18 protein-coding genes, 2 tRNA genes and 1 pseudogene are annotated in these 21475 nt (G+C 45.3%); 18 read left to right on the top strand and 3 right to left on the bottom strand.

Features of this window, described 5'->3' with window-relative positions; all coding sequences use genetic code 11:
• Positions 1 to 12: 12 nt before the first annotated feature.
• A complete protein-coding gene (gene dacB / locus BM329_RS09010) occupies positions 13 to 1461 on the bottom strand; it encodes a serine-type D-Ala-D-Ala carboxypeptidase (RefSeq protein WP_177216234.1) in 1449 nt (482 codons plus the stop codon).
• Between the two features lie 274 nt (positions 1462 to 1735).
• On the opposite strand from dacB, the gene greA reads away from it, so the two are divergent.
• Entirely contained in the window at positions 1736 to 2212 is a 477-nt protein-coding gene (gene greA, locus BM329_RS09005; protein WP_092551931.1) for a transcription elongation factor GreA, read from the top strand.
• 113 nt (positions 2213 to 2325) lie between these two features.
• Here greA and yhbY read toward each other — a convergent pair whose 3' ends face one another.
• Positions 2326 to 2619, bottom strand: coding sequence for a ribosome assembly RNA-binding protein YhbY (gene yhbY, locus BM329_RS09000; RefSeq protein WP_092552018.1), 294 nt, complete (start codon positions 2617 to 2619; stop codon positions 2326 to 2328).
• A 133-nt stretch (positions 2620 to 2752) separates the two neighbouring features.
• Here yhbY and rlmE point away from each other — a divergent pair, with 133 nt between their 5' ends.
• The 17 genes from rlmE (at position 2753) to BM329_RS08920 (ending at position 20932) form a co-directional block, all read left to right on the top strand.
• A complete protein-coding gene (gene rlmE / locus BM329_RS08995) occupies positions 2753 to 3382 on the top strand; it encodes a 23S rRNA (uridine(2552)-2'-O)-methyltransferase RlmE (protein ID WP_092551928.1) in 630 nt (209 codons plus the stop codon).
• Positions 3383 to 3430: 48 nt separating this feature from the next.
• The gene (gene ftsH / locus BM329_RS08990; RefSeq protein WP_092551925.1) at positions 3431 to 5344 is read left to right on the top strand and encodes an ATP-dependent zinc metalloprotease FtsH; all 1914 of its coding nucleotides are present in this window, start codon (positions 3431 to 3433) and stop codon (positions 5342 to 5344) included.
• Between the two features lie 117 nt (positions 5345 to 5461).
• Entirely contained in the window at positions 5462 to 6295 is an 834-nt protein-coding gene (gene folP / locus BM329_RS08985; protein WP_092551922.1) for a dihydropteroate synthase, read from the top strand.
• A gap of 58 nt (positions 6296 to 6353) precedes the next feature.
• The gene (glmM, locus tag BM329_RS08980; protein WP_092551919.1) at positions 6354 to 7691 is read left to right on the top strand and encodes a phosphoglucosamine mutase; all 1338 of its coding nucleotides are present in this window, start codon (positions 6354 to 6356) and stop codon (positions 7689 to 7691) included.
• 201 nt (positions 7692 to 7892) lie between these two features.
• Positions 7893 to 8213 carry a preprotein translocase subunit SecG gene (gene secG / locus BM329_RS08975; RefSeq protein ID WP_092551916.1) on the top strand — a complete coding sequence of 107 codons (321 nt, stop codon included), beginning with the start codon at positions 7893 to 7895 and terminating at the stop codon, positions 8211 to 8213.
• Between the two features lie 87 nt (positions 8214 to 8300).
• Positions 8301 to 8390 (top strand) — tRNA-Leu (locus BM329_RS08970).
• Positions 8391 to 8448: 58 nt separating this feature from the next.
• Positions 8449 to 8525 (top strand) — tRNA-Met (locus BM329_RS08965).
• Between the two features lie 224 nt (positions 8526 to 8749).
• Positions 8750 to 9202: a ribosome maturation factor RimP gene (gene rimP / locus BM329_RS08960; RefSeq protein ID WP_143101230.1), complete on the top strand. Its 453-nt coding sequence runs from the start codon at positions 8750 to 8752 to the stop codon at positions 9200 to 9202.
• Between the two features lie 21 nt (positions 9203 to 9223).
• Complete coding sequence (gene nusA / locus BM329_RS08955) at positions 9224 to 10732, top strand: transcription termination factor NusA (RefSeq protein ID WP_092551910.1); 1509 nt, start codon at positions 9224 to 9226, stop codon at positions 10730 to 10732.
• A gap of 25 nt (positions 10733 to 10757) precedes the next feature.
• Entirely contained in the window at positions 10758 to 13481 is a 2724-nt protein-coding gene (gene infB / locus BM329_RS08950) for a translation initiation factor IF-2 (protein WP_092551907.1), read from the top strand.
• A 77-nt stretch (positions 13482 to 13558) separates the two neighbouring features.
• Positions 13559 to 13969, top strand: coding sequence for a 30S ribosome-binding factor RbfA (gene rbfA, locus BM329_RS08945; protein ID WP_092551904.1), 411 nt, complete (start codon positions 13559 to 13561; stop codon positions 13967 to 13969).
• Positions 13969 to 14916 (top strand): tRNA pseudouridine(55) synthase TruB, encoded by a 948-nt coding sequence (gene truB / locus BM329_RS08940; protein WP_092551901.1) that lies wholly within the window; start codon positions 13969 to 13971, stop codon positions 14914 to 14916. The genes rbfA and truB overlap by 1 nt, the downstream gene beginning before the upstream one ends.
• Before the next feature lie 190 nt (positions 14917 to 15106).
• Complete coding sequence (gene rpsO / locus BM329_RS08935) at positions 15107 to 15376, top strand: 30S ribosomal protein S15 (protein ID WP_092551898.1); 270 nt, start codon at positions 15107 to 15109, stop codon at positions 15374 to 15376.
• A gap of 234 nt (positions 15377 to 15610) precedes the next feature.
• Positions 15611 to 17746, top strand: coding sequence for a polyribonucleotide nucleotidyltransferase (gene pnp / locus BM329_RS08930; protein WP_092551895.1), 2136 nt, complete (start codon positions 15611 to 15613; stop codon positions 17744 to 17746).
• A gap of 187 nt (positions 17747 to 17933) precedes the next feature.
• Positions 17934 to 18818, top strand: a complete 885-nt coding sequence (gene nlpI, locus BM329_RS08925) for a lipoprotein NlpI (RefSeq protein WP_092551892.1) — start codon at positions 17934 to 17936, stop codon at positions 18816 to 18818.
• Between the two features lie 100 nt (positions 18819 to 18918).
• Positions 18919 to 18999, top strand: a complete 81-nt coding sequence (gene yrbN, locus BM329_RS15310; RefSeq protein ID WP_143101231.1) for a protein YrbN — start codon at positions 18919 to 18921, stop codon at positions 18997 to 18999.
• A complete protein-coding gene (locus tag BM329_RS08920; RefSeq protein WP_092551889.1) occupies positions 18989 to 20932 on the top strand; it encodes a DEAD/DEAH family ATP-dependent RNA helicase in 1944 nt (647 codons plus the stop codon). Before yrbN ends, BM329_RS08920 begins: the two co-directional genes overlap by 11 nt.
• 63 nt (positions 20933 to 20995) lie before the next feature.
• Here BM329_RS08920 and BM329_RS08915 read toward each other — a convergent pair.
• Positions 20996 to 21297: pseudogene (locus BM329_RS08915) on the bottom strand (transposase); the annotation flags it as partial.
• Positions 21298 to 21475 lie beyond the last annotated feature (178 nt).

Raw genomic sequence — 21475 nt, 5'->3', positions numbered from 1 at the left:
AATCGTTTTTAATTAATGATTCTTATATAGCGATTTATATAAGTAATTTTCGAAACGTGCCAGGGGAATACGACGGGTTCGTTGATCTTCAGGAGAAACTGAATACGAAGAGATAAATTGGATGAAAGCGATTTGCTGTCCGCTGGCGGCAGTTAAAAAACCTGCCAGATTATAAACCCCTTGTAATGCTCCCGTTTTGGCAAATACCTTACCATCAACACCTGCTTGATGCAGTCCGGGGCGATAAGCCAGAGTACCATCATATCCCGCTTTAGGTAGCATTGAGATAAAGTCTAATTCATTATCGCGCTGGGCAATAAACTGTAATATTTCCATCATAGTTGCGGGTGAAATCAAATTGTGGCGCGAAAGGCCGGAACCATCTACCATGACGGCATTACCTAAATTAATACCTGTTTTTTGTTTCAAAATCTGACGAACCGCATCAGAACCTGCATGCCATGTTCCGGGAACATTAAAATACCGATGGCCCAGAGTACGAAAGATTGTATCTGCAATCATGTTATCTGACTTTTTCAACATAATTTTTAGCATATCATGCAGCGGTGCTGATTGATTCAGGGCGAGGATTTTTTCTGGATGCTGAGGGGTCGATTGGCGCCGTATATAACCTTTTAATTCAATGCCTGCAATATTCAACTCATTTTTCAGGAGCTTGCCCGCATAACTAGCTCCATTTTGGATGGCAAAAGTCAGTGGTAGCGGCTCATCACGCTTAGTCATACAACCCGTTAAGATATATCGATTTAATTCACCTGCCGTGACATCAAGTTCACAGTATTTTGCTTCTGGTGAGCCTTTGGGTAATATTTTTACTTCACTCAGTACACTGACAGGGTAAAAAGAGGGAACCTGAACAGATGCCAGTTCGCCGGATTGTCCTGAGCTGTAAAGTGAAACTGAAAAGCAGTTTTTATCTATGATTGCAGCGGCTGGAGGAGAACTGAAACATTGAGTCATGTCATTCCATACCCATCCTGGAGCTTTATCGTGGCTGGCGAAAATAGAAATATCTATGATGAGATCGCCATCGATCTGTTTTATGCCAGACTGTTTTAATGCTTCAACCATACTACGCAATTGTGAACGCGTTAGCATCGGGTTACCGACAAAACGTGCTGTCAGATGACCTTTTAATATGCCGTCTGAGATATTAGCATCACTTTCCAGTGTTGTTACAAAACGGTAATCCTTACCAAGCTGTAGTAAGGCGGCTAATGCCGTTACAATTTTCTGCGTACTGGCAGGTAATGCCAGTTGTTGTCCGTGATAATCAATTAAAGGAGTTTTTGAGCCGACTTTTTGGGCGATAAATGAAAAATGAGTTCCCGCAGGCAAATATTGAGTGCCTTCCTCAATTGCAGAGGCATTTGCACTGAAAATACTCAGGCTTAGACTGAACATACAAGCTATTCTGCTGGTAATTTTTAAAAGAGTCATAGATCTCGCATATGAAGATAGGTTTGTTTCAACAAGGTTTATATTAATGATACTAATGTGCAATTCAGAGAAAAGTAAACGATGATCCATTATCAACTCTACGTTAGAATGATAGATTAGCAGGTGAAATATGTATGTGAATTCCAGATTATGCTGGTTTTACATTCCTTTTATTGTCTGGAGGCCCGCCTGATAAGGTGTGCTCATTGTGCTGTTATTTGCAAAAATCAGGAAGATGTTGTTTGGGCTTAGGATTGATTTAGAGGTTTGATAAATGAAACAAATTCCGATGACGGTACGTGGCGCGGATAAATTGCGCGAAGAATTAGAATATTTGAAAAATGTACGTCGCCCTCAAATTATTGTCGCAATTGCTGATGCGCGTGAGCACGGTGATTTGAAAGAGAATGCAGAATATCATGCCGCTCGTGAGCAGCAGGGCTTCTGTGAAGGCCGTATTCAGGAAATTGAGGCCAAACTTTCTAATGCACAAGTGATTGATATAACGAAGATAACTAATAACGGTCGTGTGATTTTTGGGGCAACGGTAACGGTATTGAATGTGGACTCTGATGAAGAGCAAACCTATCGTATCGTGGGTGATGATGAGGCGAATATCAAAGAAAATCTTCTTTCTGTGAATTCACCGATTGCTCGTGGCCTGGTTGGTAAAGAAGTGGATGATGTTGTTGTGATCACTACGCCAGGCGGCCAAGTTGAATACGAAGTTTTGAACGTGGATTATCTCTGATAAATATCATGGATTGGCTAAAATATAAGATGCTGATAGAGAAAAAAGGCCAGATCTGGCCTTTTTTCTCTTATGGTAGATACATATGGCACTTTTGTATAAATATACTGTGATTATTTAGGTAGACTAATCTTGCGCTCTTTTGATGGTCGGTAGAGAACTAATATTTTTCCAATGATTTGCACATTATGTGCACCAGTTTCACGAACAATAGCTTCAGCGATCAAAGTTTTGATTTCACGCTCTTCGCCTGCAACTTTGACTTTGATAAGCTCGTGATGCAAAAGAGTCTGTTCGATTTCAGCCAATACGCCTTCAGTCAGTCCGTTGTTGCCAATCATAACGACAGGCTTTAATGAATGAGCGAGGCTTTTCAGGTATTGAACTTGTTTCTTGTTAAGAGTCATTGTTTTTTGCTTAGTTGGGATTGAAAACGACATATTCTACCGCCATCTGATATCTATCACCATAAAAGTGTGGTGTGGTTTGATAAGAGATCGCAAAAAATAAGGCTCTCTATTAGTATAGTTGGAAAAAACAATGGCCAATAAAAAACGTTCAGCAAGCTCAAGTCGCTGGTTACAAGAACATTTTAGTGATAAATATGTTCTTCAGGCGCAGAAAAAGGGGCTTCGCTCTCGCGCTTGGTTTAAACTTGATGAGATACAGCAAAGCGACAAAATCTTTAAACCGGGCATGACCGTTGTTGATTTAGGTGCTGCCCCGGGCGGGTGGTCTCAATATGTAGTTAGTCAGATTGGTAATAGCGGGCGGATTATTGCTTGCGATCTTTTACCGATGGATCCGATAGTTGGGGTCGATTTCCTTCAAGGAGATTTTCGTGATGAACTTGTATTGAAAACATTGCTTGAGAGAGTTGGCAATAATAAAGTCCAGGTCGTCATGTCGGATATGGCTCCCAATATGAGTGGAACCCCCGCGGTCGATATTCCCCGATCCATGTATCTGATTGAGTTAGCATTGGATATGTGTCGTGATGTGCTGGCCCCTGGGGGGAGTTTTATTGTCAAAGTGTTTCAGGGAGAGGGCTTTGATGAATACCTGAGGGAAATACGCTCCCTTTTTACGAAGATAAAAATTCGTAAGCCAGAAGCTTCGCGGGCACGATCACGTGAAGTATACATTGTAGCGACAGGGCGGAAAGTATAGTACCCTGACTACTATTTGTTAACACAGTTGTAATATGAGGTTAATCCCTTGAGTGACATGGCGAAAAACCTGATTCTCTGGTTAGTCATCGCAGTTGTCTTGATGTTATTGTTCCAGAGTTTTGGTCCCAGCGATTCTAGCGGTCGTAGGGTGGATTACTCTAACTTCATCAATGAGATATCACAGAATCAAGTAAGCGAAGTACGTATTTCGGGTCGTGACATTGATTTCACTAAGAAAGACAACGGTGGAAAATACAGCACTTATATGCCAATTCAGGATGAGAAGCTGCTGGATACCCTACTCAATAAACAGGTAAAAGTTGTCGGTGAACCACCAGAACAACAAGGCCTGTTGGCGACCCTCTTTATTTCATGGTTCCCAATGCTACTGCTGATTGGTGTCTGGATCTTTTTTATGCGCCAAATGCAAGGTGGTGGCGGTAAAGGGGCGATGTCTTTTGGCAAAAGTAAAGCTCGTATGTTGACAGAAGATCAGATCAAAACCACTTTTGCTGATGTTGCTGGTTGTGACGAAGCAAAAGAAGAAGTAGGTGAATTGGTTGAGTATCTGCGTGAGCCAGGCCGTTTCCAAAAACTGGGCGGTAAGATCCCGAAAGGTATCTTGATGGTTGGTCCTCCAGGTACAGGTAAAACGCTCCTGGCGAAAGCCATCGCTGGTGAAGCGAAAGTGCCTTTCTTCACTATCTCTGGTTCTGACTTTGTTGAAATGTTTGTTGGTGTGGGTGCTTCCCGTGTTCGTGACATGTTTGAACAGGCGAAAAAAGCAGCTCCTTGCATCATCTTTATTGACGAAATAGATGCGGTAGGTCGCCAGCGTGGTGCCGGTCTGGGTGGTGGGCACGATGAACGTGAACAAACACTGAACCAGATGCTGGTTGAAATGGATGGCTTTGAAGGTAACGAAGGTATTATCGTTATCGCAGCAACTAACCGGCCTGATGTTTTGGACCCTGCATTGCTACGTCCTGGTCGTTTTGACCGTCAAGTTGTGGTTGGTTTGCCTGACGTTCGTGGTCGTGAGCAAATTCTGAAAGTCCATATGCGCCGTATTCCGCTGGATACGGACATTGATGCATCTATCATCGCTCGTGGTACACCTGGTTTCTCTGGTGCCGATTTGGCAAACCTTGTGAATGAAGCTGCTTTGTTTGCAGCTCGTGGTAACAAGCGTGTTGTCTCTATGGTTGAGTTTGAAAAAGCCAAAGATAAGATCATGATGGGTGCGGAACGTCGTTCAATGGTTATGACGGAGGAACAGAAAGAAGCCACCGCATATCATGAAGCTGGGCATGCCATTATTGGTCGTCTGGTGCCAGAACACGATCCTGTTCATAAAGTTACTATTATTCCTCGCGGTCGTGCGTTGGGTGTAACTTTCTTCTTGCCAGAAGGGGATCAGATCAGTGCAAGTCGTCAGAAATTGGAAAGCCAGATTTCAACTTTGTACGGCGGGCGCTTAGCTGAAGAAATTATCTATGGTGTAGACAGTGTTTCTACAGGTGCGTCCAATGATATTAAGGTGGCAACATCTATTGCACGCAACATGGTGACACAGTGGGGCTTCTCAGAAAAACTGGGACCATTGCTGTATGCGGAAGAAGAAGGTGAAGTTTTCCTCGGTCGCTCCGTTGCTAAAGCGAAACATATGTCTGAAGACACCGCGCGTTTAATTGATCAGGAAGTGAAAGCTATCGTTGATCGTAATTATATACGCGCACGTCAGATTCTGATGGATAATCTGGATATTCTTCATTCTATGAAAGATGCGTTGATGAAATATGAAACTATCGATGCACCTCAGATTGATGACCTGATGAATCGAACAAACGTACGTCCACCAGCAGGTTGGGAAGGTGATAATAATGGTAGCAATAACCACCATACTCCATCATCTCCACAACAAACAGCGAAACCTGCAGATGATAATCCGACTGCATAACGTGGTTAAAAGTTTATCAAGCCAAAGGTAATAACGAATTATTGCCCTTGGATTTGGTCGATTGTACTTCTTAAACCCCAGGCTCACCTGGGGTTTTGACATTAAGGCTCCCTAGCGATGAAATTGACAGCCAGAGGCAGTGTCCTCGACCTTTCCTGCCCACAAGTAATGGGAATTCTGAATGTTACTCCCGATTCTTTCTCTGATGGTGGAACACATGATACTTTTGATATGGCATTGGAACATGCCGTGAAGATGATCGAGGAAGGTGCAACTATTATTGATGTGGGAGGAGAGTCGACACGTCCTGGTGCGGATGAGGTAAGTGAACAGGAAGAGCTGGATCGCGTTATTCCTGTAATTGAGGCTTTGACTGAGCGTTTTGATGTTTGGATCTCTGTAGATACCTCAAAAGCTGTCGTAATGCGCGAATCAGCAAAGGTCGGAGTTCATATTATCAACGACATTCGAGCCTTGCAGGAGCCAGGGGCACTTGATGCAGCACTACAAACTGGCTTGCCTGTGTGTTTGATGCACATGCAGGGACAGCCTCGCACAATGCAAACAGAGCCTCAGTATGAAGATGTCGTATCAGAAGTGAAATCATTCCTGAGACGGCAAATTGAGCTTTGTGTTGCGGCAGGTATCGCAAAAAATAACCTGATCCTTGATCCCGGTTTCGGTTTTGGTAAGAACTTATCGCATAATTATCAGTTATTGGCTCACTTGCAAGAACTCCATCATTTAGGCTTGCCAATTTTGGCGGGTATGTCACGTAAGTCTTTGATTGGCCAATTACTTCATGTATCTCCGGAAGAACGTGTAACAGGAAGTGTTGTTTGTGCTGTAATAGCGGCCATGAAGGGTGCCCAGATTATCCGTGTGCATGATGTAAAAGAAACCGTTCAGGCAATGAAAATTGTTCAGGCAACGCTATCTACAATCAACTGATATCCGAAAAGAAACACGCTATGAGCAAAGAATATGTTCAGCAAAGGAAAAGAAATTTATGAGCAACCGTAAATATTTTGGTACTGATGGTATCCGTGGCAGAGTAGGTAATACCCCAATTACTCCTGACTTTGTATTGAAATTGGGTTGGGCTGCGGGAAAAGTACTGGCTCGTCATGGTTCTCGAAAAATTATCATTGGTAAAGATACCCGAATCTCAGGTTATATGCTGGAATCTGCACTTGAAGCCGGATTGGCTGCCGCAGGGTTATCCGCATCCTTTACTGGCCCAATGCCGACGCCTGCTGTGGCCTATCTGACGCGTACTTTCCGCGCAGAAGCTGGCATTGTCATCTCAGCTTCCCACAATCCTTACTACGATAACGGCATTAAATTCTTCTCTATTGATGGTACTAAATTGCCTGATGATGTTGAAGAAGCCATTGAAGCAGAAATGAATAAGCCATTGACCTGTGTGGAATCTGCCGAATTGGGTCGAGCAAATCGAATTGTTGATGCAGCGGGCCGCTACATTGAATTTTGCAAAGGTACATTCCCCAGTGAACAAAGCTTAAATGGATTAAAAATTGTACTGGATTGTGCCAACGGCGCTACTTACCATATCGCTCCGAATGTTCTCAGAGAGCTGGGCGCAGAAGTTATTACCATTGGTTGCGAGCCGAATGGTATTAATATCAACGAAGAGTGTGGTGCAACAGATGTTCGTCTATTGCAGAAGCGTGTACTGGAAGAACAGGCAAATGTTGGTCTGGCATTTGATGGTGACGGCGATCGTATCATTATGGTTGATCATCTGGGTCACAAAGTTGATGGTGATCAAATCCTTTATATCATTGCGCGTGAAGCACTGAGACACGGCCAGTTGCGTGGTGGAGCTGTGGGTACGTTGATGAGTAATATGGGTCTGGAACTGGCACTGAAGCAGCTTGGTATTCCGTTTGAACGAGCAAAAGTCGGTGATCGCTATGTATTGGAGAAGTTGCAGGAAAAAGGCTGGCGCTTAGGGGCAGAAAATTCAGGTCATGTGATTTTATTGGATAAAACCACGACCGGTGATGGTATTGTTGCTGGATTGCAAGTCCTGAGTGCAATGGTGCGCAACAATATGAATCTGCATGATCTGTGCAGTGGAATGAAGCTGTTACCTCAAATTTTGGTTAATGTTCGTTTTGCAGGTGATACCGATCCTCTGCAATCAGAATCTGTACTTGAAGTTGTTAAATCAGTAGAAATTGAGTTGAATGGTCGCGGTCGTGTTCTGCTGCGTAAATCGGGCACGGAGCCACTGATCCGAGTAATGTTAGAAGGTGAAGATGAAGAACAAGTCACAACATTGGCGCATCGTATTGCTGATGCCGTGAAAAAAATGGGATAATTTGTTGGTTTTTTCTTCGAATAGTATCAGTGTTTGAAATTAATCTTGCTTGTCTGAAAGGCTTTGGTTAGTATTCACACCCGCTCAATAAGTTAATTTTTCTAATTCTGAGCGGGTGATGCACTGTAAGGTCGCGACAAAATAGTACGAAAATAATAGTACGAAATAGTGGTAAATCCCACGAGGAAATGGGTACAACATATGTATGAAGCTCTTTTAGGTATATTCTTGCTGGTTGGTATCGGGCTAATTGCTCTGGTTCTGCTACAGCAAGGGAAAGGTGCTGATATGGGTGCTTCTTTCGGTGCGGGTGCATCTAATACACTGTTTGGTTCATCGGGCTCTGGTAACTTTATGACCCGTATGACAGCTATTCTGGCGACGTCGTTTATTGTTATCAGCTTGATTCTTGGTAACATGACCAACAACAAAACTGGTTCCAGCAGCAAATGGGATAATTTGGCTGAACCAGCGAATATTCCGGTAGCGCCAGTAAAGTCAAATAGTGAGATCCCTCAGTAAATTTCAGTAACAGAATTGAAGTAGAATTGTTAGTTTAAGTAGCTAGTATAAAAAACTATTAAAATAACAGTTCTATAAAAAATCAGTGCCGAGGTGGTGAAATTGGTATACACGCTACCTTGAGGTGGTAGTGCCTAAACAACGGGCGTACGGGTTCAAGTCCCGTCCTCGGCACCATTAATCTAGAAACTTGCGTTTTTAGTATTATCAGCGTAATATCTGCCACGTTTTCGAACGCGGGATGGAGCAGCATGGTAGCTCGTCGGGCTCATAACCCGAAGGTCGTCGGTTCAAATCCGGCTCCCGCAACCACTTCTTAACAATATATATCTTTTCCAGAGTAGTTATTCAGCAGCCGTTAAGATATCGATCATAATTTGCAAGGTTGCTTTGAAAGGTATGAAAAGAAGTTGGTTGAGACCGTTGGCAGTAAATAGGGTCCAGTTACATAAAGCCCCGAGTATCGGGGTTTTTTGTTATTTGACAGCAGAACTACTGGGCTAATATAGCCCTTTTTTTATGTCTTGGGGGTGGGCTTGTCCACATTAGAGCAAAAATTAACAGAGATGATTTTAGCACCAGTTGAAGCTTTGGGTTTTGAATTAGTGGGCCTGGAGTTTATTCGCGCACGAGTATCAACGCTGCGGGTCTATATCGATAGTGAAGAGGGCATCACTGTTGATAATTGTGCTGATGTTAGCCACCAGGTCAGTGCAGTGCTTGATGTTGAAGATCCGATCTCGGTGCTTTATAACCTGGAAATATCTTCGCCGGGGCTTGAGCGTCCGCTATTTAAAGCTGAGCATTATCAGCGTTTCTTAGGGGAAGAAGTCAATTTGGTTTTACGCATGGCAATGCAGAACCGCCGCAGATGGCAAGGTATCATTAAGGCTGTTGATGGTGAAATGATAACGGTTACGGTGGATGGAAAAGGCGAAGTGTTCGCACTGAGCAACATCCAGAAAGCGAACCTGGTACCCCACTTTTAAAGTTCGGATGAGGCAACTAGGATGAATAAAGAAATTCTGGCTGTTGTGGAAGCGGTTTCTAATGAAAAATCTCTCCCTCGTGAAAAAATCTTCGAAGCATTAGAGATTGCACTGGCGACAGCCACCAAGAAAAAGTATGAGCAGGAAATTGATGTTCGCGTTTGCATCGATCGTAAATCTGGCGATTTTGATACCTTCCGCCGTTGGTTAGTTGTTGAAGAAGTCACTCTGCCGACTCGTGAAATTACGCTGGACGCTGCAAAATATGAAGATCCAGAAATTGATCTGGGTGGTTATATTGAAGATCAAATTGAATCAGTAACTTTTGACCGTATCACAACCCAGACAGCAAAACAGGTTATCGTACAGAAAGTACGTGAAGCTGAACGTGCAATGGTAGTTGATCAATTCCGTGAGCAGCAAGGTGAAATCGTGACTGCTCAGGTCAAAAAAGTGAATCGTGAGAACATTACCCTGGATTTGGGTAATAATGCTGAAGCGGTTATTTTACGTGAAGACATGTTACCACGGGAAAATTTCCGCCCGGGTGACCGCGTGCGTGGTGTTCTGTATGATGTTCGTCCAGAAGCACGCGGTGCACAGCTTTTCATCACTCGTTCTCGTCCAGAGATGTTGGTTGAACTGTTCCGCATCGAAGTACCTGAAATTGGCGAAGAGATCATTGAGATCAAAGCTGCTGCCCGTGATCCGGGTTCCCGTGCGAAGATTGCAGTAAAAACCAACGACAAGCGCATTGACCCGGTTGGTGCCTGCGTAGGTATGCGTGGTGCGAGGGTACAAGCTGTTTCCAGCGAGCTGGGTGGTGAAAGAATTGACATTGTGTTGTGGGACGATAACCCTGCACAGTTCGTCATTAATGCAATGGCTCCGGCAGATGTTGCATCTATTGTTGTTGATGAAGACAACTGTACAATGGATGTTGCCGTCGAAAACAGCAATCTGGCTCAGGCGATCGGCCGTAATGGTCAAAACGTTCGTCTGGCAGCTCAGTTGTTGAAAAAGCATCGTGGTGATGACAAGTGGGAACTGAATGTCATGACTGCGGAAGAGCTACAAGCGAAGCATCAGGCAGAAGCACATGCTTCTATTGATACATTTACTAAGCATCTCGACATTGATGAAGATTTCGCTACCGTATTGGTCCAGGAAGGCTTCTCTACATTGGAAGAATTGGTTTACGTACCAATCAATGAGCTTCTGGCAGTAGAGGGTCTTGATGAAGAAACCGTTGAAGTTCTTCGTGAACGTGCAAAAGCGGCCTTGACAACGCTGGAACTGGCTCAGAAAGAGAGTCTTGGTGATCAGCAACCTGCTGAAGATTTATTGAATCTGTCTGGCATGGATCGTACTTTGGCGTTTAACCTGGCTGTCCGTGGCATCTGTACTCTGGAAGATCTTGCCGAGCAGGGTATCGACGACTTATTTGATATCGAAGGACTGAATGATGAGAAAGCAGGAGAACTCATTATGGCAGCCCGTAATATCTGTTGGTTTGGCGATGATGCATAAATAAACTGTAGCAGGAAGGAACAGAATGACAGAGGTAACCGTAAAACTACTGGCAGAAGAGATCCAGACATCGGTAGAGCGTCTAATCCAGCAATTTTCTGACGCTGGCATTCAGAAAACCGCAACTGACTCTGTTTCCCAGAAAGAAAAAGAATCTTTGCTGGCCCATTTGAACCGTGAACAAGGCGGTTCTGGCGGTCAGCCAGGTAAATTAACACTACAGCGTAAAACGCGTAGTACACTAAACGTTCCTGGCACCGGTGGCAAAAGTAAATCGGTAGCGATTGAAGTCCGCAAAAAACGCACATATGTAAACCGCGATGCAGTTGAACAAACTACAGCGGAAGAACAGGCGAAGCGTGAAGCGGAAGAGCAAGCTCGGCGCGAGGTAGAAGAGAAGGCGCGGCTTGAAGTTGAAGCGAAAGAATTCGCGGAAGAGCAAGCTAAACGTGAAGCAGAAGAAAAAGCCAAGCGTGAAGAGACTGAATTGCCTCAACGTGAGGCGGCGGAAAAAGAAAAAGTGACTAAGCAACATACCGAAAATAAACAAAAATCAGTTCAGACTGAATCTGCCGCGCAAAATGAAAAAGCGCGTCGTGAAGCTGAAGCAGCGGATTTAAAACGCAAAGCTGAAGAAGAAGTGCGCCGTAAGGTTGAAGAGGAAGCTAAACGTGTTGCAGAAGAAGCACGTCGAATGGCAGAAGAAAATAAAGACAAATGGTCTAATGACTCTGAGGCTAGTGACAGCAGTGACTACCATGTAACAACTTCCCGTTACGCCCGTGACGCGGAAGATGAAAATGACGCCAAAGTTGAAGGCGATCGCCGTTCCCGCACTCGTAGTGGCAAAGCTGCCCGCCAGAAGAAAAATAATAAGCATTCTGAATCGAAAGCTGATCGAGAAGAAGCCCGCGCAGTAGGCCGTAATAAAGGCAAACAGCGTAAGCCGAGTACCTTACAGCAAAGCTTCACCAAACCTGTCGTAGCCGTTAACCGTGATGTCGTGATTGGTGAGACAATCACTGTCGCTGAACTGGCTAACAAAATGGCGGTTAAAGGTTCCCAAGTCATTAAAACGATGATGAAGATGGGTGCTATGGTGACCATCAACCAAGTCATTGATCAGGAGACTGCACAAGTAGTTGCCGAAGAAATGGGGCATAAAGTTATCTTGCGCCGTGAAAACGAGCTGGAAGAAGCGCTGATGAGTGATCGTGATACTGGCGAGACACAGGCTGAATCTCGTGCGCCAGTTGTCACCATCATGGGTCACGTTGACCACGGTAAAACCTCCCTGCTGGACTATATCCGTTCCACTAAAGTGGCTTCCGGAGAAGCGGGTGGCATTACCCAGCACATTGGTGCGTATCATGTGAAAACTGAAAAAGGCATGATTACCTTCCTGGATACTCCAGGCCATGCTGCTTTTACTTCCATGCGTGCTCGTGGTGCTAAAGCAACAGATATCGTAGTTCTGGTTGTGGCTGCGGATGATGGCGTGATGCCTCAGACTATAGAAGCTATTCAGCATGCTAAAGCGGCCAGCGTTCCTGTTGTTGTTGCAGTGAACAAAATCGATAAGCCAGAGGCAGATCCTGATCGCGTTAAGAATGAACTTTCACAGTACGGCATCATTTCTGAAGAATGGGGCGGTGAAACTCAGTTCATCAACGTTTCTGCTAAAGCAGGTATTGGCATTGATGAACTGCTGGAGGCAATTCTGCTTCAGGCTGAGGTTCTTGAACTGCAAGCCGTATGTACCGGTATGGCAAATGGTGTGGTTATCGAATCCTTCTTGGATAAAGGCCGTGGCCCAGTTGCGACCATTCTGGTTCAGTCTGGTACCCTGAACAAGGGTGACATTGTCTTGTGCGGCTTCGAATATGGCCGTATCCGCGCGATGCGTAACGAACTTGGTCGTGAAGTGGCATCTGCTGGTCCATCTATGCCAGTGGAAATCTTGGGCTTGTCCAATGTTCCGTCTGCGGGTGATGAAGCGACTGTTGTTCGTGACGAGAAAAAAGCACGTGAAGTGGCTCTGTACCGTCAGGGTAAATTCCGTGAAGTGAAATTGGCTCGTCAGCAGAAATCTAAGCTGGAAAACATGTTTGCTAACATGGAAGAAGGCAAGGCATCTGAACTGAATATCGTTCTGAAAACTGACGTTCAGGGTACATGCGAAGCAATTTGTGACTCATTGCTGAAACTGTCTACTGATGAAGTGAAAGTGAAAATCATCGGTTCTGGCGTGGGCGGCATTACTGAAACTGATGCAACTCTGGCAGCAGCTTCTAATGCAATTATTCTGGGCTTCAATGTTCGTGCTGATGCTTCTGCACGTCGCATTATTGAAAATGAAAGCTTGGATCTACGTTATTACTCCGTTATCTATAGTTTGATTGATGAAATCAAACAGGCGATGAGCGGTATGCTGGCTCCAGAATTCAAACAGCAGATCATGGGTCTTGCCGAAGTTCGTGACGTATTTAAGTCACCGAAATTTGGTGCAATCGCTGGTTGTATGGTGACCGAAGGTATCATCAAACGTAATAACCCGATCCGTGTCCTGCGTGACAACGTGGTGATTTACGAAGGTGAGTTGGAATCCCTGCGTCGCTTTAAGGATGACGTTAACGAAGTCCGTAATGGTATGGAATGTGGTATTGGCGTGAAGAACTACAATGATGTCCGCGTTGGTGACATGATTGAAGTCTTTGAAGTGATTGAAGTAAAACGCTCCATCGATTAATACCGTTATCTATACCCAATAGATTCATTCCATTCTTGGGGGGCTTAATGCCCCCCAAAATGTCAGGAGATATAACAATGGCAAGAGAATTCAGTCGTACTCAGCGCGTTGCACAGGAAATGCAAAAAGAGATTGCCATCATTTTACAGCGCGAAGTCAAAGATCCCCGTATCGGAATGGCAACCGTTTCTGGTGTTGAAGTTTCCCGTGATCTGGCTTATGCCAAAGTATTTGTGACCTTTCTGAATGTATTGGTAGATGGACATGATTCAGATCGAGTCAAAGAGGGTATCAAAGCGTTGAACGAAGCTTCTGGTTTTATTCGTTCTTTGCTGGGTAAGGCAATGCGCCTGCGGGTCATCCCTGAATTGACTTTTTCTTATGACAGTTCTCTGGTGGAAGGGATGCGCATGTCGAACTTGGTCAGCAACGTTGTGAAAAATGATGAACAGCGTCGTGCATCTACGGATCACAACGAGGAAAAGTGATGGGCCGCCGTCGTAGAGGCCGTGCAATACACGGTGTACTGTTGCTGGATAAGCCGCAGGATATTTCCTCCAATGATGCGTTACAGAAAGTAAGGCGGATTTTCAATGCCAGCAAGGCAGGGCACACTGGTGCACTGGATCCGCTGGCAACAGGTATGCTGCCGATTTGCCTTGGCGAAGCGACCAAATTTTCCCAATTCTTGCTGGATTCTGACAAACGCTATCGTGTGGTTGCCCGCTTGGGGCAGCGTACGGATACTTCGGATTCACATGGTACCATCATTAGTGAGCGTGCAGTGCAGATCACCCAATCTCAGCTTGATGCTGCATTGGACACGTTCCGCGGTGATACCATGCAGATTCCTTCTATGTATTCTGCATTGAAGTATCAGGGAAAACCGCTGTACGAATATGCCCGTCAGGGAATTGAAGTTGATCGGGAAGCGCGTCCTATTACTGTTTATGAATTGCAATTCATTCGCTGGGAAGAGAATGAGTTGGAATTAGAAATACACTGTTCCAAAGGAACATACATCCGTACTATTACTGATGATTTAGGTGAACTTTTGGGCTGTGGCGCTCATGTAATTTACCTGCGTCGTTTGCAGGTTGCTAATTACCCTAATCAGAGAATGGTAACGCTGGAACAGTTATATGAGTTGAAACAACAGGCTGAAGATCAAGAGATTGAAGCTGGGAAACTGCTTGATCCATTGCTGCTGCCAATGGATACCACAGTTGTTCATTTTCCGGTGATCCATTTAGCATCTGTGGTTGCGTCTTATTTTAAGCAGGGGCAGCCTGTTCGAAGCAAGCACAATTTGGCTTCGGGTGAATGGGTGCGTATCACTGAAGGAGATGAAAATAAATTCATCGGCATTGCGGTGATTGATGATGATGGGCTGGTAGCCCCGCGCCGTCTGGTTGTTGAAGCTGAAATTGAATAAGGATCGTAACTGACAAGGAATTTAAAGCAGGTAACAGGTAAGCAGGTAAATTGTGTAAAAGTAATGGATGGCAATGAATGTGCTGTCTTGCGCTTCACCTATTTGCAGCGTAGAATACCGCGTCTATATATGAGTTGCTGAATTAGAGATCGGCACTCGTCATTTTAAATTACACATTTGGAGTTATACTATGTCTCTAAGTACTGCTGCAAAAGCGCAAATTATCGCTGAATTTGGCCGTGGCGCTAACGACAGTGGTTCCAGCGAAGTTCAGATCGCACTGCTGACTAAAGATATCAATCATCTGCAAGGCCACTTTTCCGAACACAAAAAAGATCATCATAGTCGTCGTGGTCTGTTGAGAAAGGTTGCACAGCGTCGTAAGCTACTGAACTACCTGAAGCGTAAAGATTTAGCTAGCTATACAGCGCTGATTGAGCGTCTGGGTCTGCGTCGCTAATCGATGAGTTTCAGAGAAAAGGGGCCTAATCGGGCCCCTTTTCTTCTAGAAAACCGAATTAACAGACGTCATATTCGTTTCTAAAGTTTGAACTTCTTCCGCTGCAGTGACTCGCGCGGCTAATGAGAGTCCTTAAAAGAGTAAGAACTGTCATTAGTCGTGAGGGTGTAGCAAGAAGAGACAATCCATTGTTGCTGGCTTAAAGCCCGGCAACACTAACAAAGGAAAATTATTTTGCTGAATCCGATTGTTCGTAAATTCCAGTATGGTCAGCACAGTGTGACCATCGAAACCGGCATGATGGCTCGTCAGGCGACGGCAGCTGTTATGGTAAATATGGATGACACTGCGGTATTCGTTACCGTTGTTGGCCAGAAAAAAGTAAAAGCAGGACAGGATTTCTTCCCCCTGACTGTCAACTATCAGGAGCGTACTTACGCTGCTGGTCGTATCCCAGGAAGTTTCTTCCGTCGTGAAGGTCGTCCGGGCGAAGGTGAAACTTTGGTTGCCCGCCTGATTGACCGCCCTCTGCGTCCTCTGTTCCCAGAAGGTTTCCTGAACGAAGTCCAAATCATTGCGACCGTAGTTTCTGTTAACCCACAGGTTAACCCTGATATCGTTGCAATGATTGGTGCATCTGCTGCTCTGGCACTGTCTGGCATTCCATTCAATGGCCCAATTGGTGCTGCGCGCGTTGGTTATACCAATGGTCAGTATGTATTGAACCCAACTAGCGACGAATTGAAAAGCAGTAGTCTGGATCTTGTTGTTGCGGGTACAGAAAGTGCAGTATTGATGGTTGAATCCGAAGCGGATTTACTGACCGAAGAGCAAATGCTGGGTGCGGTTGTATTTGGTCATGAGCAGCAGCAGATTGTTATTGATAACATCAATGCAATGGTTGCTGAAGTTGGTAAAGAAAAATGGGATTGGGCTCCAGAGCCTACCAACCAGCCTCTGCATGAGCGCGTAGTAGAGTTGGCTGAGAGCCGTCTGGGTGATGCCTACCGCATTACTGAGAAACAGGAACGTTACGCTCAGGTTAATACCATCAAAGAAGATGTCTCTGCAATCATCTTAGCTGAATCTGCGGAGAAAGGTGTTGAACTGGAAGAATCAGAAATTCTTGACGTACTCGCTATTCTGGAGAAAAACGTTGTTCGTGGTCGTGTCCTGCGTGGTGAGCCACGTATTGACGGTCGTGAAAAAGACATGGTTCGTGCTCTGGATGTTCGTACTGGCGTACTACCACGTACTCATGGTTCATCCCTGTTCACCCGTGGTGAAACGCAGGCACTGGTTGCTGCGACTCTGGGTACAGAGCGTGATGCCCAAATTATTGATGAACTGATGGGTGAGCGCACAGACCGCTTCCTGTTCCATTATAACTTCCCTCCATATTCTGTAGGTGAAACAGGTATGGTTGGTTCACCCAAACGTCGTGAAATTGGTCACGGTCGTCTGGCGAAACGTGGCGTATTAGCTGTGATGCCAAGTGCCAATGAATTCCCATATACCGTTCGCGTAGTGTCTGAAATCACTGAATCCAACGGTTCTTCTTCTATGGCTTCTGTCTGTGGTGCTTCATTAGCACTGATGGATGCAGGTGTGCCAATTAAGGCAGCTGTTGCAGGCATCGCGATGGGTCTGGTGAAAGAAGGAGAAAACTTTGTTGTTCTGTCTGATATTCTGGGTGATGAAGATCATCTGGGCGATATGGACTTTAAAGTTGCGGGTAGCCGTGATGGTATCAGCGCATTGCAGATGGATATCAAAATTGAAGGCATTACCCGTGAGATCATGCAGGTTGCGCTGAATCAGGCTAAAGGCGCACGTTTGCACATTCTGAACGTGATGGAGCAGGCAATCGAGGGTCCACGCAATGACATCTCTGAGTTTGCACCACGTATTCATACCATTAAGATCAATCCAGACAAGATCAAAGATGTAATTGGTAAAGGCGGTTCTGTTATCCGTGCATTAACAGAAGAAACCGGCACTACTATTGAAATTGAAGATGATGGTACTGTGAAGATTGCGGCAACTGATGGTGACAAAGCGCATCATGCTATCAGACGCATCGAAGAGATCACCGCTGAAGTTGAAGTTAGCCGTATTTATTCTGGTAAAGTGACTCGTATTGTTGATTTTGGTGCATTTGTTGCCATCGGTGGTGGTAAAGAAGGCCTAGTACATATTTCTCAGATCGCGGACAAACGTGTAGAGAAAGTCACTGATTATCTGCAAATCGGGCAAGAAGTTCCTGTGAAAGTGCTGGAAATTGACCGTCAAGGTCGTATTCGACTCAGCATGAAAGAAGCAGTAACCACTACTGAAGCGCAACAATCACCGGAATCATCAGTAGAATAAATTTGACGTAAAGAGCGGCGTACTGTAAAAAGGGCGCCGTTTATCCCAATATATTTCAAATTGTGGCCAATAATGTTGCAATTTGAAATATATTGGGACAATAGAGTTTTAGGCAGGAGGCCTGAAATATACAATGTGGGTGGAGTAACAGGGCATTCTGATTAGTGTCTGACTTCGGGAGTGGAAAATGAATTCTTTTCTGCGCTGGTGCTATGTTGCAGCTATTTTTCTCCTTATGGGATGCAGCAGTACTGGGTGGCGTAAAAATGAAGTTATTGCTATTCCATTACAACCAACATTGCAACAAGAGGTTATTCTGGCTCGCATGGAACAAATCCTTGCAAGCCGGTCACTTACGGAAGATGAGTATGCACAGCTTTTATATGAACGAGGTGTGCTGTATGATAGCCTCGGGCTGAGGGCACTGGCACAGAATGATTTTTCAGTTGCTTTGTCTATCCGCCCTGATATTCCTGAAATTTTTAATTATCTAGGAATTTATTTTACGCAGGCAGGTAATTTTGATTCTGCCTATGAAGCGTTTGATTCTGTTTTAGAGCTTGATCCAACTTACAACTACGCGCGAATGAATCGCGGAATTGCACTGTATTACGGTGGCCGCTATCGATTGGCGCAGGATGATCTGCAGGCGTTTTATCAAGACGATCCAAATGATCCCTTCCGTTCGTTGTGGTTGTACCTTGTGGAAGCGAAAATTGATCCTAAGGTTGCAATGACTAATTTGTCGAACTGTTTTGACAAAGCGAACCGGGGGCTATGGGGCTGGAATATTGTTGAATTCTATTTGGGCAAAATCAGTGAGAAAACATTGATGAGGCGTTTGCAACAGAATTCAGCGGATAACACTTCGCTCGCTGAGCATCTCAGTGAAACTGACTTCTATTTAGGTAAATATTACCTAAGTCTGGGGGATGAGAATAACGCAGCTGCGTTATTCAAGCTGACGGTAGCTAACAATGTCCATAACTTTGTTGAACACCGCTACGCATTGTTGGAATTGGCTCTACTAGGCCAAAGACAAGATGATTTATCGGAATCGAACCAACAATAGCTGACGAACATTTTCACGACAGATTTTAAAGTCCACATCTTGAGAGGTGAGGACTTGTTTGTTCGTTTAATAACATAATTTGAGCCAGTTCACATTTTAAATGAAAATGACAGAAATTTTTTTCACTGTGTTATGTAGACTGGCCGCCACAATTAATGAGGCACCATTACATGACCAATGAGACTGAAATCTCTTTTGCTGATTTAGGTTTATCGGCACCTATTCTTTCTGCACTGGGAGACCTGGGCTATGAAAAGCCTTCTCCTATTCAACAACAATGTATTCCTCACCTACTGAACGGTCGAGATGTGCTGGGAATGGCACAAACTGGCAGTGGTAAAACTGCGGCATTCAGCTTGCCTTTGCTGAACAACATTGATGCGGATCTAAAAGCTCCACAGATCCTTGTGTTGGCACCAACCCGTGAACTGGCGGTACAGGTCGCTGAAGCATGTTCAGATTTTTCCAAACATATGCGCAATGTGAATGTAGTTGCGCTCTATGGTGGACAACGTTACGACGTTCAATTACGCGCATTGCGCCAGGGACCACAAGTTGTGGTAGGAACGCCGGGTCGTCTGCTTGACCATCTGAAACGTGGAACTTTGGACCTGTCCAACCTGAAAGGTTTGGTACTGGATGAAGCCGACGAAATGTTGCGTATGGGCTTTATCGAAGATGTTGAAAACATCATGAGCCAGATCCCTGCTGAGCATCAAACTGCGTTGTTCTCTGCGACTATGCCAGAAGCGATTCGTCGTATTACCCGTCGCTTTATGAACGATCCTCAGGAAGTTCGTATTCAGAGCAGTGTGACAAACCGTCCTGACATCAGCCAAAGCTATTGGTCTGTCTACGGTGTGCGCAAAAATGAAGCACTGGTGCGTTTCCTTGAAGCTGAAGATTTTGATGCTGCGATTATTTTTGTGCGCACCAAAAATGCAACGCTGGAAGTAGCAGAAGCGCTAGAGCGCAGCGGTTACAACTCTGCGGCGCTTAATGGTGACATGAATCAGGCGCTGCGTGAGCAGACTCTTGAGCGTTTGAAAGATGGCCGCTTGGACATTCTGATTGCGACCGATGTTGCTGCTCGTGGCTTGGATGTTGAGCGTATCAGCCTGGTTGTTAACTACGATATTCCAATGGACGCTGAGTCTTATGTACACCGTATCGGTCGAACTGGCCGTGCGGGTCGTGCGGGTCGTGCTCTGTTGTTTGTTGAAAACCGCGAACGTCGTCTGCTGCGTAACATTGAACGCACTATGAAACTGACGATCCCAGAAGTTGAGCTGCCAAATGCAGACCTTCTGAGTCAGCGTCGTCTGGAGAAATTCGCAGCTATCGTTCAGCAGCAACTGGAAAGCAGCGATTTGGATCAATATCGTGCGCTGTTGTCTAGGCTGGGTACTAATGAAGAGCTGGACATGGAAACATTGGCCTCAGCCTTGCTGAAAATGGCACAAGGTGAGCGCCCACTTATTCTGCCACCAGATCCAGTTCGTCGTCCTCGTCGTGAATTCAACGACCGTGATGACCGCCGTCGCAATAGCAGTAGCTTTGGTGATCGTGACCGCGGCGACAGAGGTGACAGAGGTGACCGCGGCGACCGAGGTGATCGTCCTCGTCGTGAACGTCGTGACGTGGGTGATATGGAACTGTACCGCATTGAAGTGGGTCGTGATGATGGCGTTGAAGTTCGTCACATCGTGGGCGCAATTGCAAACGAAGGCGATATCAGTAGCCGTTATATCGGTAATATCAAACTGTTCGCTACTCACTCTACGATTGAGCTGCCAAAAGGAATGCCAGGGGAATTACTGTCGCACTTTACCCGCACTCGCATCCTGAACAAGCCTCTGAATATGCAGTTGATGGGGGATGCGCAACCATTCGAACGCCGTGAGCGTCGTGGTGGTGGTCGTGGTGGAAACGGCAACGGCGGCAATGGCCAACGTGGTGATAATGCTGGCAATAGCAACAATGGCGGTCGTCGTTTTAACAACGAACGTCGTAGCGGTGGTGGCGAGAGAAGTTCTTTCCGTGGCCGCAGCAACGATGATTTCAATGGCGGTGCGCCTCGTCGCCGTCAGCAACAAAGCAATGGTAACGTATAAACATACGTCAACGTCTTATTGGCTTGATTTTATTAGGGTCTGTTGATGTTTTATGTTCACAAATCAATCAAACCACATAGGTAGCCAGACAATGATAAACGCCAGTGCTAACATGCTGGCATAATTTCGTTCTAACTTATCGTATCTCGTTGCTATAGCACGAAAATGCTTGAAGGAATGATGGGGGTTGCCTTTTTTTGCGCGACCCTCTTTCTTAAGAGTTCACTGTCATAACCTTTATCTGCAATCACAAAATCTGATCCCGGGGAATGATTCACAAGGCTTTCCGCATGCTTAATGTCATGTGTTTGTCCCCCTGACAGCTTAAAATGGACAGGAAAACCCTGACTGTCTACAGCCAAATTTCACTTAAACGAAAACATACTATCCAAAGAAAACTTCTACCTCCTCATAGCTTAAGCATCTCTTATCTCGGTGACTTCTCACGGCCCTATCGGGCGATGCTTCTTATTTCGTTAGCCGTTGCTCGATAGTATCGAGACTGACGCAGCTTCCATAAGCAGAGACGACCGTCCAGCCGCC

Origin of the sequence: Xenorhabdus koppenhoeferi (genome assembly GCF_900116635.1) — a bacterium.
Lineage (GTDB): Bacteria > Pseudomonadota > Gammaproteobacteria > Enterobacterales > Enterobacteriaceae > Xenorhabdus > Xenorhabdus koppenhoeferi.
This window is presented reverse-complemented; position numbering and strand designations above follow the sequence as displayed.

Coding starts and splice junctions, on each gene's coding strand:
- yrbN (WP_143101231.1), top strand. CDS start 18,919: ATGAAAATGACAGAAATTTTTTTCACTGTGTTATGTAGACTGGCCGCC.
- truB (WP_092551901.1), top strand. CDS start 13,969: ATGGGCCGCCGTCGTAGAGGCCGTGCAATACACGGTGTACTGTTGCTG.
- rbfA (WP_092551904.1), top strand. CDS start 13,559: ATGGCAAGAGAATTCAGTCGTACTCAGCGCGTTGCACAGGAAATGCAA.
- infB (WP_092551907.1), top strand. CDS start 10,758: ATGACAGAGGTAACCGTAAAACTACTGGCAGAAGAGATCCAGACATCG.
- folP (WP_092551922.1), top strand. CDS start 5,462: ATGAAATTGACAGCCAGAGGCAGTGTCCTCGACCTTTCCTGCCCACAA.
- greA (WP_092551931.1), top strand. CDS start 1,736: ATGAAACAAATTCCGATGACGGTACGTGGCGCGGATAAATTGCGCGAA.
- glmM (WP_092551919.1), top strand. CDS start 6,354: ATGAGCAACCGTAAATATTTTGGTACTGATGGTATCCGTGGCAGAGTA.
- nusA (WP_092551910.1), top strand. CDS start 9,224: ATGAATAAAGAAATTCTGGCTGTTGTGGAAGCGGTTTCTAATGAAAAA.
- yhbY (WP_092552018.1), bottom strand. CDS start 2,619: ATGACTCTTAACAAGAAACAAGTTCAATACCTGAAAAGCCTCGCTCAT.
- nlpI (WP_092551892.1), top strand. CDS start 17,934: ATGAATTCTTTTCTGCGCTGGTGCTATGTTGCAGCTATTTTTCTCCTT.
- BM329_RS08920 (WP_092551889.1), top strand. CDS start 18,989: ATGACCAATGAGACTGAAATCTCTTTTGCTGATTTAGGTTTATCGGCA.
- dacB (WP_177216234.1), bottom strand. CDS start 1,461: ATGACTCTTTTAAAAATTACCAGCAGAATAGCTTGTATGTTCAGTCTA.
- rlmE (WP_092551928.1), top strand. CDS start 2,753: ATGGCCAATAAAAAACGTTCAGCAAGCTCAAGTCGCTGGTTACAAGAA.
- rpsO (WP_092551898.1), top strand. CDS start 15,107: ATGTCTCTAAGTACTGCTGCAAAAGCGCAAATTATCGCTGAATTTGGC.
- secG (WP_092551916.1), top strand. CDS start 7,893: ATGTATGAAGCTCTTTTAGGTATATTCTTGCTGGTTGGTATCGGGCTA.